This is a genomic window from Mesorhizobium sp., assembly GCF_024509055.1.
In the GTDB taxonomy this organism is placed as follows: domain Bacteria; phylum Pseudomonadota; class Alphaproteobacteria; order Rhizobiales; family Rhizobiaceae; genus Mesorhizobium.
Genome location: NZ_JANINM010000227.1, coordinates 26,376 through 41,307, shown reverse-complemented (window position 1 = coordinate 41,307; position 14,932 = coordinate 26,376). Strand labels below are relative to the sequence as shown.

Sequence of the window (14,932 nt, the reverse complement as noted above, 5' to 3'; positions counted from 1 at the left end):
CATTCGAAAGCGCTCTTGTATCCGGAATGCGGCCAAAAGATGCATCGAGGATAAAATGGCCGCCGTCTGTAACAAATGGCTGGCTCCCCGTCATCCTCAATGTAATGGGGCCCGAAAGGCCAAGGCTTGCCGCTGCCGCGCCAACGGCGATTTCGGTGGCGCGCAGGCCGAATTTGTTGACCTCGATAGGCAGCGGGAAACGGCCGAGCGTCTCGACCATCTTGGAGCGATCGGCAATGACGATCATGCGCTCGGAGGCGGCGGCGACGATCTTTTCGCGCAGCAGCGCGCCACCGCCACCCTTGATCAGGGTCAGCTCCGGATCGACCTCGTCGGCGCCGTCGACAGTGAGGTCGAGTTCGGGCGTTTCTTCCAGCGTCGAAAGCGGCACGCCAAGCTCGCGGCAAAGTGCCGCCGTACGCTCCGAAGTCGGCACGCCGACGATCCGGAGGCCGGTCGCCACCTTCTCGGCCAGCAGCCGCACGAATTCCTCGGCCGTGGTGCCGGTGCCGATGCCAAGCCGCATGCCGTCGCCGACATGGGCAAGCGCCGCCCGCGCGGCCTCGACCTTCAACTGCCTCGCATCCATCCAGAGCCCCGATTTCGCTTGGTTTCGCGCGCCTCCTAGCATTTTTGCCTGCCCCGTCAAAGGCTCTGCTGTGGACTGGTTAAGTCGCCTTGCCTGGACGGTGTGCAGCCTGTATCGCCTGCAGCAACTCAATCGCTGCAGGACTGGCCATGACCCGACCGATCATCGTGTTCGACCTCGACGGGACGCTGATCGATACGGCGCCCGACCTGCTCGACAGTCTCAACCACAGCCTGGCGGCAAGCGAGCTGGCGGCTGTGGACGAGGCGGGGTTCAAACGCTTCGTCGGCCAGGGCGGTCGCGTCATGATCGAGCGCGCGCATGCCGCACAGCGGAAGTCGTTGGCGGTGGATGAGCACGACCGGCTGCTGAAGCTCTTTCTCGATCACTACACGATCAACATCCCGGGCAAGTCGCGCCCCTACCCCGGCGTCATTGCCGCGCTCGACCGGTTTCAGGCTGCGGGCTATCTCCTAGCGGTCTGCACCAACAAGTATGAGGCGAACTCCATTGCGCTGATCGAGGCGCTCGGCATGACCAGCTATTTTTCGGCGATCTGCGGCCAGGACACGTTCGCGTTTCGCAAGCCGGACCCGCGTCATCTCACCGAGACCATAAGAAAGGCAGGCGGCGATCCGCACAACGCTCTTATGGTCGGCGATTCGCAGACCGACATCGACACGGCGAAGGCAGCCGGCATTCCGGTGGTGGCCGTCGATTTCGGTTATACCGAGCGCCACGTACGGGAATTCGAACCCACCCTGGTGATCTCGCACTTCGACACGCTGACGCCGGGTCTGGCGGAACGGCTGATCGCCGCCGCAGGCTGAGCGCGGGCACCGGCAGGGTCCGAAATCGGTCGACGGAATAACGTCCGCACATCGCCTTGACTTCGCACACCTGCCTCCCTTATATCGCGGCTCGCTTCGGCCCTCGGGCCAGTGAGCGGGCGATTAGCTCAGCGGGAGAGCACACCCTTCACACGGGTGGGGTCGCAGGTTCAATCCCTGCATCGCCCACCATCCAACTCCTGAGTTGGATGCCATGCTTCCAGGAATTTATTGGCCAGGCACGGTGCGAGGTCCGATGTGTTCAACAGCGGCCGCGTCCTAGATCAACCCTTTGCGAACGCTCAGATGCGTAACCGCCGTGACCAGTACGGCGCTGGTCATGAAATAAAGCGTGGCTACAACGTCGCCCTGGTGAAAATGAAACCCCGCGCATAGCAGGGCCGCCGCGGCGGCAAGGAACGCGACGACGCGCGAGAACTGATCCGGCATGGGCAATCCCTCGAAGCGAGCCTGACGGCCGCCCTCATCAGCCGCGCGTTCATTAGATCGGTTTCGCGCACCGGCAACCGGCGCGATTGGACAATCTTGATGGGACCGGTATCGGCCGAATGCCCTGGAGAGTTCCCCCGCGGTTGTCATCCGTGTGAGCGCCTTCACATACGGCGACCGGCTTTTGCGCGCAGGTATAGGACCGGAAGCATTGATCCCCCTGCCTTATGGACCAATTGCGAGCGTCCGGCCCGGGGGAATTTCGTCAAGGGCATTTCGATTACCTAGCCATTTAGGTTTGCCGTCTGCGCGCGTAGGCTTCCTCCCTCCAACGCGCGTGGACGGCGTTCGAAGATCGGTCCACCCGCCAGTGAGCCCGGAATCTTCTCGTCGCGATGGAAATTTGTCGGCTATCCAAGTTCGGCCGGAGCAGTTTTGGTCCGAACTTTCGCCAACAGCCATCGCGCGGGGATTGCCACTGAGAAAGGAGACTGAGCCTTGATCGAACACGCACTTATCCTACAATTTCCGCCTAACGAAAGGCGGAATTGCACAATGTCACCAGCCAGCGCGACCGACGGCAATGATCTCCTGCCGCGCCTGGCGCGGATCGATCCGCGCCAGTTTGACCTGCTTTTTGCCGGTTGCAAGGTGGAGCGCTGCACCGCTGGCCAGCATCTGTTCGTCCAGGAGGATACCTCGGACCGCATCTACGGTGTGATGAACGGCACCGTCGAGATCTCGATCTATTCGCCCGGCGGCCAGAAATTGGTGGCCAACATCGAGCTCTCGCGCAGCCTTGTCGGCGAAATCGGCGCCCTTGACGGGCGCCCGCGAACGGCCACCGCTATCTGTCTGACCGCGTGTGAGCTGGTCTCGCTGAGCAGGGCTCAACTTTTTGATCGTATTGAGAAAAATCCACCGCTTGCGCGCGCGATGATCGAGTTGCTGTGTGCGAGGTTGCGGTGGGTCAGCGGCGAACTCGGCGACCAGGCCTTCTTCGGTATCGAAGCCAGGCTGGCGAAGCGGCTGGTGTTCCTGAGCGGGGTCATGGCCGATCCTGCCGGCTGGATCCCGATCTCCCAGTCGGAGCTGGGCGAATTCCTCGGCGCCACGCGAGAGTCGGTCAACAAGACGCTCAACGACTGGCGCGGCCGGCAGATGATCGCCATCAAACGCGGCGGCTTGCGCGTCACCAACGCCGCCGCGCTCAACCACATCGCCGAATCGCAGGACGACGACTGACGGGTTCCCGGTCCGAATCAGAGCCTCGAAATCAGGTAGCGCAAAGCGGACCGGCTCGGCATGAAGAAATAGCCACCGCCCTTCGTGGTGACGAATTGCGGCATGTTTTTCAGCACCGTCACCTTTTCCCAGGACGGTATCGAGAACCGGTTGCCGCCGTCGCGAGAACCTATCGTCGGATCTTTTTCGCCAACAAGGCCCTGGAACGAGTTTGACGAGACCCAGGTCTGCTGGATGAATTCATATTGGCGCTCGATGTCGGCGTTGAGGCACATGAACAGCAGCCCCTTCTCGACCTTACCGGTCTTGTCTTTCTTCTCGTAGGTTCGCCCGACACGGAGGATGCGGTGGCGCTTGCCGATGTTGATTTGCGTTTCGCGGTCCTCGCCAAGTGAATCGCGCGGGTTGGAACGGCGTATATGGGCGCCGAGCGGGCAGCGGTGCCCCTGGGGATCCTCGGCGCCGCTGGCGAAGTCATTGTCAATGGCGCGCCCAGGCCGATCCGGATTGCGGACCAGCGAGCTGCCGTTCTGCCAACGACCGAGCATCTTGGCGGCAACCCAGTCCGGCGTGGCGGATTGCGGCCCGCTCTCTCGCGCGACCTGCGCAGCTGCCGCTTTGCAGTAGTCGTTGAACGTGTCGACATGCTGCTCGAACTGACGAACGACCAGGAATGAGCCGTTGCGACCGAAATCCCGCGGCGGAGGAGGCAAGCCGGGAATCAGCCGGCTACGACGCACCTGCGAGAGAATTCCGTTGCGATCGCGTGAGGCGCTTACCGATGGCGAGGACGGATAGAAGCCGTGTTCGTCGCGATAGCCGAACAGGAATTCGCCGGGCGCGACCAGATGCATCGGCGCCGCGCCCATATTGGCGCGCATCGTGCCCCGGACGATCGGCTGCGAAATCCCGTCGGCGAACCCGAAATGCTCATAAGCGGTCTGGCGCCCCGACTTGCCATCACGTTTGGCGCTCGAGGATTCCGCAGCCGCTCCCGGCGGAGTCCGGTTTACGGCCAGCGGCAGTTCCGCGACGATCTTCATGCCCGCGCCGGTCGTCTTCCGCTTTAGCGTAGCGACCTCCGCCTCCAGCTTTTCCGGGTCTTCGGCATAGCAGACGACGACCGCGTCAACCGGCTTTCGCTGCGAACCCCACTCCCACTTGTCGGGCGCGTCGACCCCCTGGTCGTCCAGGATGCGCCCACGCCCGGGATCGCCCATGCCATGCCGGAAGGCGACCGGAAATGTGCTCATCGGATCGTCGTCCACCCCTTCTTCGAGCCCAAGTTGCCGAAGGCCGCCCGGACCGAAGCCGACCGTCATGGCTCGCCCGCCAGGCTTGCCTTCGCCGAAGCTCGTCTGTTCGATGACGAAATCGAGCCAGGCTTTCCGTTTGGGCGCCGGCAATTCTTCCGGCACCCGGATGGCGATCATGTGCGCGTAGCCGAGCGGTCCGAACGGGCCGAAGAAGATGGACTGGATCTCACCGGTTTCCAGTTGCTGCTCGAGCGGCGGCGGAAAAGCCGAACTGACGCTGGCGAGCAACGAGCCGGTTTTCTGGATGGCGGTCGTTTCGTTCACCGGACGCGGCAGCGAGCCGAACAGGCTGAGCCAGTCGCGCGCCTGGTTGCCGACCGCGGAAGCGATGCCCCGCCTGATCCTGGAATTGATGCGTATGCGTGTGGTGTTGAGATGGGGATACGCGGAATACCAGAACAGCGTCGGCACCTGCTGGCGTCGCGCCCAACGCTTGAAGCGGTCGCCGTCACGCGCGCCGTCGAAGAAGAGCCACTGCGTGCGTGGATAGCCATCGGTGTTGCTCCATACGCCCGTCAGGCCGGCGGCGGCCTTGGCGATGAAATCCTCGAGGTAGCTTTCCCAACTGCCGCCGTAGTTGGAGAAAAACATCAGCTTGTCAGAGCCGGGGAGCAGCACCCAACGGGCGAAGTGGATGGTGTTGATGGTGGCGAGAAAGCCCGGCTTGAACACTTTCTGGGCCGATATCGAGATCAGGTAGAAGGAAAACCTGAGTGCCAGGCGCCTCAGTCTGCCGGCCTTCATCGTCGAGATCGCGGTCAGATTGTTCTGCGCCAAGCGGTCCTCCCTGGCGAGGATCTCGTTGAGGGTGGATATGTCGACTGACGCGCTTTCCGGCAGATCCTTGTCCTCCTGCCGGCGCAGCATCCAGAAGCAGACGCCAACGACCAGTGCCGCTACCGCCAGCACTCCAAGTGCCGAGAGCAGAAGCGACGTGAGCGCGACCGCAATGGCGGTGAGGGAGATTTCGTTCGAGCCGATGTCGATGGGCCTCTCGAACACAACTCGGTAAGTCATGTACCAAAAGGCGGCCCAGACGACCGCGACGCTCGCCAGCACCGGCGGCGCCAGCAGGGTCGTCGTCAAGGCGCTTACCCAGCTGCCCGGCGGCTTTTCCAGCAGGCTTTCGGCCGGCTCGAACGCCCAGCCGAATGTTCCCAGCGAGCGAACATGCCGGCGCGCCTCGTCGAGAACCTGCGGAGCGTCGCCAGTGCCCTCGCGAGGCCGTTCGACGATGGCGCGCACGGCATCGGCAAGCTCGGCCTCGGCCAGGATGCGCTGCACCGAATGGCCCGGCGTCCCGCAAAAGACCAACCCTGCAGCGCTGCCGAAAGACGGCGATATCTCGATATAGTGCTTCTTCAGGAAATCCTCGAGCGAGCCGCCATCAGGCAGGCCGCAAACATCCCTGAAGATCGGCCTCAGCCGGTGGCCGATAGCAAGTGCTATGGCGCCGATGACGTCGTCGGCGCCGCCATCACCCGACATCTCGAATACGAGCGCTCCGGTCTCGGCACCCGATTTCTCGTCCGTTCCGGTGGCGGCGACAGCCAGGCTGGTGAAATGAACAGTGCCGGCCTTGTCGAGCGCGTCGCCAAGTTCGTCGATCGCGGGATTGCCGAGCGCGGCGACCTTGTTGCGCACCGCGTCCAGCGGCACCGCGCGGGTGATCGGGCACACAACCGTCACCATCGATTGCTCGACCGTGCTGCACAGCTTCGGCCGTTCGAAGTCTACCATGAGGTTCGCCGGGTAGGCGCCGACATTGACCATCTTGCCGGCCTTGCCGCTCATGCGACCGAGCTTCGGTTTGCTGAACAGGGCGCGCAGGCTCTCGCCGATCTGGATCCGCGCGATCTCGGCGCCTATGCACAGATGGATGCCGTGGCCGAAAACCATGTAATCACGGTGCGGGCGCGAGGTATCGAACTTGTTCGGCCTTTGCACGATATCCGGATCGAACATGGCCGAGAGCGTCGCCGGCATCACCACCGTCCCGGCTTTCACCAGGCGCTCGCGGCGCGTGCCCTTGCCGATGGTGGCATCGCGCGTCGTATAGCGCCATGGACCGACCCATATCGGCTTGAAGCGCATGGATTCCAGGATCGCCCTATCCAGTTTCGCGGTGTCACAGGCGGCGATCGCCGCGTCGACGGCCTGCCGCGCGTCGGCTCGCGACAGGATGACATCCAGGCAGTTACCGCCGGCCAGCACATTGGTCGGCACAAAACCGGCCACCATGCCTAGCATGATGGAGTGGATATCCGTCTGCGACAGCCGCCCCTGGTCCATGAACGCTACGAGGCGCGCCAGTGGCCGCTCGTCCTTCCCTGCCCTCTCCCTGATCGCAGCAATCGAGCGGTCGATGACCTTGATCAGGCGGTCGCCGCCGACAACCGCGAGCTGGCGTGTGGTGGGGCTCGCCAGCGGATCGGAAAAGAACAGCGCGCTCAGCGCTATCGACCAGTCGGCGAACTCGGTCTCGTCGTCGATCTCGAGGCCGAAATAGTCGCGGCAGATGCGCACCGGCACGATCTTCATCAGTCCGGCGATGGCGTCGAACCCGGGGCTGGCGCGGGTCATGATGTCGCGCGAATGACGCTCGGCGATCGGCCTGACGGTGGCTTCGACTTCCGCCGGCGGGAACGCGCTCAGCACGGCCGACTTCATCTGCCTGTATGCCGCCCCGTCCTGCATGCCGAGGATGAAGTTCGATCCCCTGGCCAGTTCCGTCATTTCCGGCCCGTAGGGCGTTTCGAACTCGTCGCCGCGCTCAAGTATGTCGCGCACATCGGCGCCCTTGGTGACGAGCAGGAAATTGCCGAATCCGAGGTTCGGCCAGAAACGGCGCAGCAAAGAGAGCAGCCAGCGCGGATCGCCGAGAAGGGCGCCGGCGATCCAGGCGGCGATTCCGCCCTTGGACCGGAGCCGGTCGATATCGAATGGCGGCATGTCGGCGACCGGACGCTGGGCCTTCTGGGCCGCGCGGACGGCATCGAAATACTTCAACTTGATCATGCGCGTTCGAGCCCCCCGGCTGTCCACGTCATTGTGTCGCCGGCAACCTCATGGCCTAGGTTTGCAATGGTCCGGCGTATGTGAATTCGCTCACAGTCGTTTGTGTCCCCCGAAAATGGTCATGCGAAGGACTTGGCCCGGTCGAAATTCGCGATCAGGAAATTGTTCTTCGCCGCGTCGACGAACGGTATCCAGCGGATCCTCTGCTCGGAGAAGTCGGGATGTCTGGTCGTGAAAATGGCGAGTTCCCGGGCTGCTTCGTCATCCCGGCCGCTTCTCGTCAGGGCGCCAATCTTGAGGAACCTGGCATAGAAATAACCGGGCGACAGGTTGAGCGAGCGTTCGGCCGTGGCGATCGCGGCCGACCAGTCCTCCACGAAACAGTAGGCAGCGGCCAATTCACCCAGGTTGTGGAATCGATAGAGATCGAACGGGCTCAACCTCTCGGTATCGAGGAAGAACGGTATCGCTCCGGTCGCGTCACTGAGAAGCAGGTGCGCGCTGCCCATGGCGGAACGCGCGAAGGCGAAGCTCGGATTGATATGGATCGCCTCTTCGAGATGCTCGGCCGCCAGTGCCGGCTGGCCCCGCATGATATCGGCCGCGCCGAGATAGGCATGCGGGCGAGCGTCAAGGCTGTCCATCAGGAGCGCCTTGCGCGCGAATGCCTCGACCTTCTCCAGATCGTCGCTGTCGCCGAAACGCAGCCACGCCCGCCAGAAATACCACCAAGCCATCTCGTTCAGCACGGCGCTCGAATTCGGATCTTCCTGGTAGGCTTTCTCGAAGAACTCGAATGCGAGCTCGGTATCGCCGCGTGTACGCCGGTTCATATGCCAGCGGCCGCGCCGCACCAACTGCCAGGTTTCAAGGCTTTCCCACGGCACCTGGAAGGTGCGCACCTGCTCGGCGCGGTCTATCTCCTTGTCGAGGATCGAAACGATCTCGCTGCCGATCTGGTCGCGCAGGCTGAAAATGTCGACGAGGTCGCGGTCGAAGCGTTGCGACCATACGAGACGCCCGTTGGATGCGTCGGTGAGCGAGGCGTTGAGGCGAACCTGCCGGCCGTAGTTCGTCAGCCTGCCGCTGACGATATAGCGTGCGCCGAGCGCGTTGCCGATCAGCCTCGTGCCCAGGCTGTCGTCGCGGAACTGGAAGCTCGAGCCCTTGGCGATCACCGAAAGCCAACGCGTGTTGGAAAGGCCGTAGATGATGTCCTCGGCGATACCGTCGGCCATGTAGCCAATGTCAGCCTCGCTGCCGCCGCCCTGGAACGGCAGCACCGCGATCGCGGGCGGGCCATTGGATGAGGGCCTGTAATGACCAGGAGCGGTGGGAATGGCCGCAAAAGAGCTTGTGGGCGTAGCACCGTTGCCGGCGCGGCCGGCGATCAGGACATGCACCGGCAGCGCGATGTTCTTCAGGCTGAATTCGCCGAGATCGGTGAAGACCGCCGCCGTCTTGTCCTTGACGTGATGCCACGTCGTCGCCGAGATCGCGACGCCGTCATGCGGCGCGAACTCCTGCAGACGAGCGGCAATGTTGACGTCGTCGCCATAGAGGCGACCTTCGCGCACGATGACGTCGCCGGTATTGATGCCGGCGCGAAATGGCATGCGCATTTCCTCGGCGACCGACGTGTTGAGCGCAACGATCCGGCCCTGGAAATCGAACGCTGCCCGCAGTGCTTCGATCGGATTGCCGAACTCGGCCATGATGCTGTCGCCGGCATCGCCAAAGGTCCGGCCCCCAAAGCTGCCGCAACTGTCCGCGATGATGTCGCGCCTCTCCTCGAAGGCAGCGACGGCGAGTTCGTCGTCGATGCCCATAAGCCGCGAAAAGCCCACGGCATCGATGGAAATGATTGTCGCGAGCTGACGGGTATAGTTCCGTTCAGCCATGTTCGAGCCCCCGGTCCCTGCTTCAGTCCAGAACAGGCGACGCGTCCGCTCGCAAAACACTTCGCCGTTTGCCGAAGGAACGCCCTTCGGCAGGCTCGGCGCGCCGTTGCCACCCTGTTATATCGGGACTCTAACAGGGTCTCGGACAAAGCTCTACCACGAACAGCTAATGGAAGGCGTCTTCGGGCCAATGCATGGTTAGCCGATTGTTACCTAACGTAGAAGATTAGAAATATTGTATTAGACTATGTAATTTCGCCAATTTTGTTAATTAGAGCGCTTATGCGCGAGGGTTGGGCAGCCTCACGATCCTGGCTGTGGAGCAGATGTTCCTCGACCCTGGCGGAACCAACTCACATTCTTGCGAGTTCTCAGCGCGTCCATGCAACACGAAATTGAGGGGCAATCATGCGCACTGTTGTTTTGGCGACCGTTATCGCGTTCCTCGCCGTCGTCGGTCCGGCTTTGGCGGCCGACGAGCCGGCGATGCCGCCGCAAAATGCCAAGAAGCTCTCGGAAATTATCGCCAAGGTCGAACAACGGAACGACTTCCGCTATGTGAAGGAAGTCGATTGGAGCAGCGGCGGCTACACAGTCATCTATTACACGACCGACAAGGCCAAGGTCGAAATCAATTACGACCCGGTGACCGGGGAGCCGAAATAGGCGCCGGCATCCGCCTTCAGCCATTCCGTGCGGCCGGCTTTCTTCGTAGACTTGGCTAAGGAGCCGGTCCTACGGGAGGGTGGGGATATGAGTTTTTCCAGGCGGGCAATCGCTTCGTTCGGTGTTGCGCTGATGCTGGCAGGCGGCACGGGGCTGGCCTGGGCGGGCGGACCGTCGTTCGATTGCCGGAAGGCACAATTGCCTGCCGAGAAAGCGATTTGCGCGGATAAGAAAATGGCGGCGATCGATGTGCTCGCCAACAAGGCCTTCGGCTCCTTTCAGCCTGAGTTCAGCGACAAACGCCAGATCGCCAGGTCGCTGATAGCGGACCGGAATGCCTGCGGGGCGGACGCCGCCTGCATCGTCAGCGCTCAGAACAATGCGCTGGAGACTTATGGGACCGTGCCCTCCTGGGTGCAGAACTACAACATTGCCCTGATTGGCAAGAAGGCGCTCGATTTTGCCGCGGGAACGTCCAACCCGGCTGACCAGCCCCTGCCGTCATCCATTGGAAGTTGCAGCTTCACCCATATCGCGATGCTGACGGCAAGGATCGGCGACGATCCCTTGGCGACCGCGAGCCCCGAAGCCGGCAGCGCGGCGTCTTTCACCAACGGCGGAACGGCGGTCTCGTACGATCGGGAGCCCGGATTGGTGAGCGCCAGCGTCGGCGATCCTGTCGTGATGTGCCTTATCTCGATCCCCAGGGACTGTCCGCAAGGCGACGTGCGCGGCAGGGTCTATTACGCCGTCGATCTCGCCCACAAAGGCACCTGGGCGCTGCCCGACTCTCAGCATATGTGCGGAGGCGCCTGAGGGTGCCCGGGCAAGGTCAGGCCTAGTCGCCGCTCTTGCATCGGCACCACTTTGATGGCTGACTGCGCGCCACGGTTGCGGGCACGAGGGGTGCGTTGCAATGATTGGATATGTCCTGAAACGCATCCTGATGGTGCTTGCGGGCTACCTGGTTGCTGTGCTTGTCGGCCTGATCGCGGTGGTCGTGATCTACCTGGTCCTCAGTTCGCTCCCCAACGCGCCAGGTTATTTCGAGCTGATGGGAATCACGCCGATAGCGGTGCTGGCCGTCCCGCCGCTCGGCATGTTCGTCTACTTCCTGACCATTGTCGTTACCGGCATGCAGACGCTGGTCTTCGCGCTGATCGCCGAGTTCTTTTTGCTGAGGGGCTTCTGGCTGCACATGCTGTTCGGCGCCGCCGCGGCGGCGGGTGGCTTCATGCTGCTCTGGCCTGACGCTCCGGACGACCCCGAGCGCTGGGCCGAGATGGGCGTCATCACAGCTGCCGGCCTTGTCGCCGGCCTGGTCTACTGGCTGATCGCCGGACGCTACGCTGGCTTCCGGCGTCCGCTAACGGAGCGCTTAGGTTGACGGCGAGCGCACCGCCTCGGTCGCGTCCAGCGCCTGGGTCAGCTTCGAATCGCGATCATAGACATCGTCGAAATACTCGACCTTGCCGGACATATCCGGCCAAGCGGTGAAGTAGGCGACATAAACCGGGATGACGCGCGTCACATTCTCGGTCGAATGGCCCTGCTTCAGCTTGTCGGCGACATAGTCGACCGAGGTGCCGAGCACCGCCGCGGCCATGCCGCGCGGATCCTGCAACCGGATGCAGCCGTGGCTCAGGGCGCGCATGTCGCGCGCGAAGAACGACTTCTGCGGCGTGTCGTGCATGTAGATGGCGTGCTTGTTGGGGAACAGGATCTTCAACTCGCCAAGCGCGTTGGCCTCGCTCGGCTGCTGGCGAACATTGAAGGGGATTTTGGCGCCATAGGCACCCCAGTCCACATCGGCAGACGGAATACGCTTGCCGTGCGCATCAGTCACCTCATAGCCGGCGCGGTCGAGGTAGCCGGGGTCGCCGCGCAGTCTGGGCAGCATCTCGTTGACGATGATCGACTGCGGCACGCCCCAATAAGGGTGGAAGTCGACCTGCTTGATCTGATCGTAGAAGAAGGCCGTCTGGTTGGTGGTCCTGCCGATAACCGCGCGGGTCTTCAGCTTCTCCTCGCCATTGTCGATGTAGGAGGCGGTGAAGGCCGGTTGGTTGATGAAGACACGCGGGCTGCCGAGATCGGAGGGCAGCCAGCGCAACTCCTCGAGCGCGGCCCTAACCTTCACGATCTTGTCAGCCTTGGACGTGCCGGCAAGCGAGGCCACCGTGCGCGGGCCGATGACGCCGTCGTCCTTCATTCCGGCCCGCTTCTGCACCGCTTTGATCACCGGCACCAGTTCGGGCTCATACACCTCGCTCTTGCCCAAACGGGCCAGTATCTCGCCATAGTTGCCGCCCATCTCGTCATCGAGATTGCGTGCAATGATGGTCAGGAGCTTGGGCAGTTCCGGGCTGCTCTCGCCAGGCTTCAGCTTCAGCTTCGGATCGACCACGATCTCGCTCTCTTCGCTTGCCTGTAGCGATTCCAGTTCAACACGCAGCGCCTGGTATTCCGGGCTCTGCGGATGCCGCGATTCGAGGTAGGTACGGACCTCCTGCGTGTGCGCGAGCGTCTTCAGCGCCGCTTGCATATCCATCGGCTTGGCCGGGAAATCATAGTACTCGGTCATCCGGTTGGGATCGACGCGGCCGCTCTGGGCGTCATGCGCATAGCGCAACACGCGCGCCGAAAGCGCCATCTCGAAGCGGACAAGTTGCTTCATGTGATCTTCCGGTGTCGCCGACGTCGCGGTCGCGGGGACATCGACGGTGTAGTCGGCCGGCGTCAGGCCATAAGTGGCCGCCTCGCCAAGCACCCGCAGGGCATCCTGAGCCCTGCTGTTGGGTTCATTGCCGCTCACCCAGATGAAATCCGGATTGGCCGAATAATAGGCGATCAGCGCCTTGGCGATATCCGGCTCGGCGAAGAGTTCATAGTCGCTCAGGCCGGCCAGTGCATCGTGAAACGCCGCGCTGGACGCCGGGGGGACGTAAGCCGCGTTCTGTGGTGTCCCGGTTTGTGGCGCCTCAGGTTGCGGCGCGCCGAGCAGCGACTTGAAGTCGACCCGCACCAGCCTGTCAGCTTTGTAGGTGTTGTAGGTCGGGCTGCTGATTCTGACCCCGCCCTCCCCGGGCACGGCCGGCCGTATCTTGTGCGGCTTCGGCGCTGGCGGAAACTCATTTTGCGGATTGTGCCGGATGCCGCCGCCGAACAGCATGTCGAACAGCCCTTGCGCGCTCGCCTGCTGCTGGCCGAGGGCAAGCACAGCGGCAAGCGCGATCGGCATTGCAAGGTTCTTGCTGCCAAGGAATTTCATGCATCACCCGCACCGGTTGCAACCGGTTCCCGTTCCGCGCCGCTAGAGGATCTCGCCCACCGCATGGCGGATGTAAGGCGTGACTATACCGATTCATACCGATTTCGTTAAGCTTTCATAAATTTCCAGGACCATGTTGCAGAACGGTTTCACATCCTTGTGAGACGACCGACCGCACCCCAGTTCTCGCCTTGCTTGCGTGTGCTAGGCATCGGCCCGGGCGTGACAAACCGCTGCCTTTATGCTCGATTCGGTCGGCCGGAGCGCGGCCGGGAGGATGGATTTGTGAAGAAGGGTTACCGCCAGCTTCTCGACGAGGCGAATGCCGAGATCGAAGTCGTGTCGCCTGAAGAAGCGGCCGGACTGCTGGAGAACGATGACACGATCTTCGTCGATCTGCGCGATCCCCGCGAGGTCGAACGCGACGGCAAGATCCCCGGCGCCAAGCACGTCACGCGGGGCATGCTCGAATTCTGGATCGACCCGGAAAGCCCTTACCACAAACCGTTTTTCGCCTCGGGAAAGACCTTCGTCTTCTTCTGCGCCGGCGGCTGGCGCTCCGCACTCGCGACCAAGACGGCGCAGGATATGGGCCTGACGCCGGTCAAGCATATTCTGGGTGGTTATACCGCCTGGAAGGCGGCCGGACTGCCGATCGAACCAGGCCAGAAGAAGAAGCCAGACTGATCTCGCGCAATCCGGCGGAAACGGCCACCCGAAATCGCTCAGTGCAATGTCGATTCCCGTTGCTCGGTGACGAATCCTACCGCGCTTGCGACAACGCCCTTGTCCGCGAGGATGCGGCGATGGCCGAGCCCTTCGGCCCAGTGCAGGCGGACATGCTCGCCGGCGCCCGCATAGCGCCTTGCGTGATCGGCATGGACTTCGCGATCGTCTGGCGCGTGGATTATGAGCGTCGGAACCGGCGCGTCGGCTAGCTGACGATCACCGGTGAACTCGCTGAGTGGCCGTCCGGAGAGATGTTTCACCCGGTCCGCCATCGCCGCCCTGGAGCGCGGCCCGACATTGAGCCGGTGGCTGAAGTCGTCGAAAATCGCCGGTAACGAACTCGGCGCCGCGATCAGCACCAGTTTTTGCGCCGCCAGCGGTGGCACGCCCTTGACCGAAGCGGCGATCGCGTTGGCGGCGATCGCACCGCCGAAGGAATGACCGACGACAGCGGCAAAGGGACCGAACCACTCGCCGACAACTCGCGCCGCATCCACCGCATTCACCATGTTGAGGTGGCGGCCGAGAGAGTGGCCGTGCCCCGGAAGATCGAGCGAAACGACCTTGTAGCCGGCGTCGCGAAACCCCTCGATCAGCGCGCGCATGTATTCGGTGCGCGAACGCCAGCCGTGGATGACGAGCACGGTGCCTCGGGAGCCCCTGCCCGGTTCTGGCCGAAACTCGTGCACCGCGACGCAGTCCGTCTTGGTCTTCAGCCGGTGATGGCGCGCCTGCGCCATGAAATCGGAAGCGCGCTCGACCGCGCGACGCTCGCCGTCGCTGAGCGACTTGACGTTCGGCGTGCGGCAGAACAATTCGAATGCCGCGCGACCGCTCAGACCCGGAACCACATGCTCAGCCGCGCCGAACACGCCCCGGATGACCTTCAATCCAAATGATGCCATAGTGGCGGTCCA

General features: G+C 62.9%; 12 protein-coding genes and 1 tRNA gene. 7 read left to right on the top strand and 6 right to left on the bottom strand.

Annotation, left to right across the window (positions count from 1 at the left end):
- On the bottom strand, window positions 1–589 hold a 589-nt coding region (gene rpiA, locus Q0L57_RS11125), incomplete at its 3' end, for a ribose-5-phosphate isomerase RpiA (protein WP_296742542.1).
- Window positions 590–738: 149 nt separating this feature from the next.
- On the opposite strand from rpiA, the gene gph reads away from it, so the two are divergent.
- Together gph and Q0L57_RS11115 are read left to right on the top strand one after the other, a co-directional pair.
- On the top strand, window positions 739–1,419 hold the full coding sequence (gene gph, locus Q0L57_RS11120; protein WP_296742539.1) for a phosphoglycolate phosphatase: 681 nt from the start codon (window positions 739–741) through the stop codon (window positions 1,417–1,419).
- A gap of 117 nt (window positions 1,420–1,536) precedes the next feature.
- Window positions 1,537–1,611, top strand: a tRNA-Val gene (locus Q0L57_RS11115).
- An 87-nt stretch (window positions 1,612–1,698) separates the two neighbouring features.
- On the opposite strand, the gene Q0L57_RS11110 is transcribed toward Q0L57_RS11115, so the two are convergent.
- Window positions 1,699–1,869, bottom strand: a complete 171-nt coding sequence (locus Q0L57_RS11110) for a hypothetical protein (RefSeq protein WP_296742537.1) — start codon at window positions 1,867–1,869, stop codon at window positions 1,699–1,701.
- Window positions 1,870–2,424: 555 nt separating this feature from the next.
- On the opposite strand from Q0L57_RS11110, the gene Q0L57_RS11105 reads away from it, so the two are divergent.
- The gene (locus Q0L57_RS11105; protein WP_296742534.1) at window positions 2,425–3,114 is read left to right on the top strand and encodes a Crp/Fnr family transcriptional regulator; all 690 of its coding nucleotides are present in this window, start codon (window positions 2,425–2,427) and stop codon (window positions 3,112–3,114) included.
- Window positions 3,115–3,131: 17 nt separating this feature from the next.
- On the opposite strand, the gene Q0L57_RS11100 is transcribed toward Q0L57_RS11105, so the two are convergent.
- Window positions 3,132–7,448 carry a cytochrome P450 gene (locus Q0L57_RS11100; RefSeq protein ID WP_296742531.1) on the bottom strand — a complete coding sequence of 1,439 codons (4,317 nt, stop codon included), beginning with the start codon at window positions 7,446–7,448 and terminating at the stop codon, window positions 3,132–3,134.
- A gap of 119 nt (window positions 7,449–7,567) precedes the next feature.
- Window positions 7,568–9,349, bottom strand: coding sequence for an adenylate/guanylate cyclase domain-containing protein (locus tag Q0L57_RS11095; protein WP_296742529.1), 1,782 nt, complete (start codon window positions 9,347–9,349; stop codon window positions 7,568–7,570).
- Window positions 9,350–9,757: 408 nt separating this feature from the next.
- Here Q0L57_RS11095 and Q0L57_RS11090 point away from each other — a divergent pair, with 408 nt between their 5' ends.
- From Q0L57_RS11090 to Q0L57_RS11080, 3 genes are all read left to right on the top strand, one after another.
- Window positions 9,758–10,015 carry a PepSY domain-containing protein gene (locus Q0L57_RS11090; protein WP_296742527.1) on the top strand — a complete coding sequence of 86 codons (258 nt, stop codon included), beginning with the start codon at window positions 9,758–9,760 and terminating at the stop codon, window positions 10,013–10,015.
- A gap of 87 nt (window positions 10,016–10,102) precedes the next feature.
- Window positions 10,103–10,831: a lysozyme inhibitor LprI family protein gene (locus Q0L57_RS11085; RefSeq protein ID WP_296742525.1), complete on the top strand. Its 729-nt coding sequence runs from the start codon at window positions 10,103–10,105 to the stop codon at window positions 10,829–10,831.
- Between the two features lie 100 nt (window positions 10,832–10,931).
- Window positions 10,932–11,402, top strand: coding sequence for a hypothetical protein (locus Q0L57_RS11080; protein ID WP_296742522.1), 471 nt, complete (start codon window positions 10,932–10,934; stop codon window positions 11,400–11,402).
- On the opposite strand, the gene Q0L57_RS11075 is transcribed toward Q0L57_RS11080, so the two are convergent.
- Window positions 11,394–13,286 carry a murein L,D-transpeptidase gene (locus tag Q0L57_RS11075; RefSeq protein WP_296742520.1) on the bottom strand — a complete coding sequence of 631 codons (1,893 nt, stop codon included), beginning with the start codon at window positions 13,284–13,286 and terminating at the stop codon, window positions 11,394–11,396. The two genes, Q0L57_RS11080 and Q0L57_RS11075, sit on opposite strands and share 9 nt — an antisense overlap.
- Window positions 13,287–13,571: 285 nt before the next feature.
- Between Q0L57_RS11075 and Q0L57_RS11070 the strand changes: the two genes are divergently transcribed.
- Window positions 13,572–13,973: a rhodanese-like domain-containing protein gene (locus Q0L57_RS11070; protein WP_296742517.1), complete on the top strand. Its 402-nt coding sequence runs from the start codon at window positions 13,572–13,574 to the stop codon at window positions 13,971–13,973.
- 38 nt (window positions 13,974–14,011) lie between these two features.
- On the opposite strand, the gene Q0L57_RS11065 is transcribed toward Q0L57_RS11070, so the two are convergent.
- Window positions 14,012–14,920, bottom strand: coding sequence for an alpha/beta hydrolase (locus Q0L57_RS11065; RefSeq protein WP_296742515.1), 909 nt, complete (start codon window positions 14,918–14,920; stop codon window positions 14,012–14,014).
- Between the last annotated feature and the right edge of the window lie 12 nt (window positions 14,921–14,932).

Excerpts from the sequence above, each read along its gene's own strand:
- Q0L57_RS11085 (WP_296742525.1), top strand. The coding sequence starts at position 10,103 with ATGAGTTTTTCCAGGCGGGCAATCGCTTCGTTCGGTGTTGCGCTGATG.
- Q0L57_RS11095 (WP_296742529.1), bottom strand. The coding sequence starts at position 9,349 with ATGGCTGAACGGAACTATACCCGTCAGCTCGCGACAATCATTTCCATC.
- Q0L57_RS11105 (WP_296742534.1), top strand. The coding sequence starts at position 2,425 with ATGTCACCAGCCAGCGCGACCGACGGCAATGATCTCCTGCCGCGCCTG.
- Q0L57_RS11075 (WP_296742520.1), bottom strand. The coding sequence starts at position 13,286 with ATGAAATTCCTTGGCAGCAAGAACCTTGCAATGCCGATCGCGCTTGCC.
- Q0L57_RS11090 (WP_296742527.1), top strand. The coding sequence starts at position 9,758 with ATGCGCACTGTTGTTTTGGCGACCGTTATCGCGTTCCTCGCCGTCGTC.
- Q0L57_RS11100 (WP_296742531.1), bottom strand. The coding sequence starts at position 7,448 with ATGATCAAGTTGAAGTATTTCGATGCCGTCCGCGCGGCCCAGAAGGCC.
- Q0L57_RS11065 (WP_296742515.1), bottom strand. The coding sequence starts at position 14,920 with ATGGCATCATTTGGATTGAAGGTCATCCGGGGCGTGTTCGGCGCGGCT.
- Q0L57_RS11110 (WP_296742537.1), bottom strand. The coding sequence starts at position 1,869 with ATGCCGGATCAGTTCTCGCGCGTCGTCGCGTTCCTTGCCGCCGCGGCG.
- gph (WP_296742539.1), top strand. The coding sequence starts at position 739 with ATGACCCGACCGATCATCGTGTTCGACCTCGACGGGACGCTGATCGAT.
- Q0L57_RS11080 (WP_296742522.1), top strand. The coding sequence starts at position 10,932 with ATGATTGGATATGTCCTGAAACGCATCCTGATGGTGCTTGCGGGCTAC.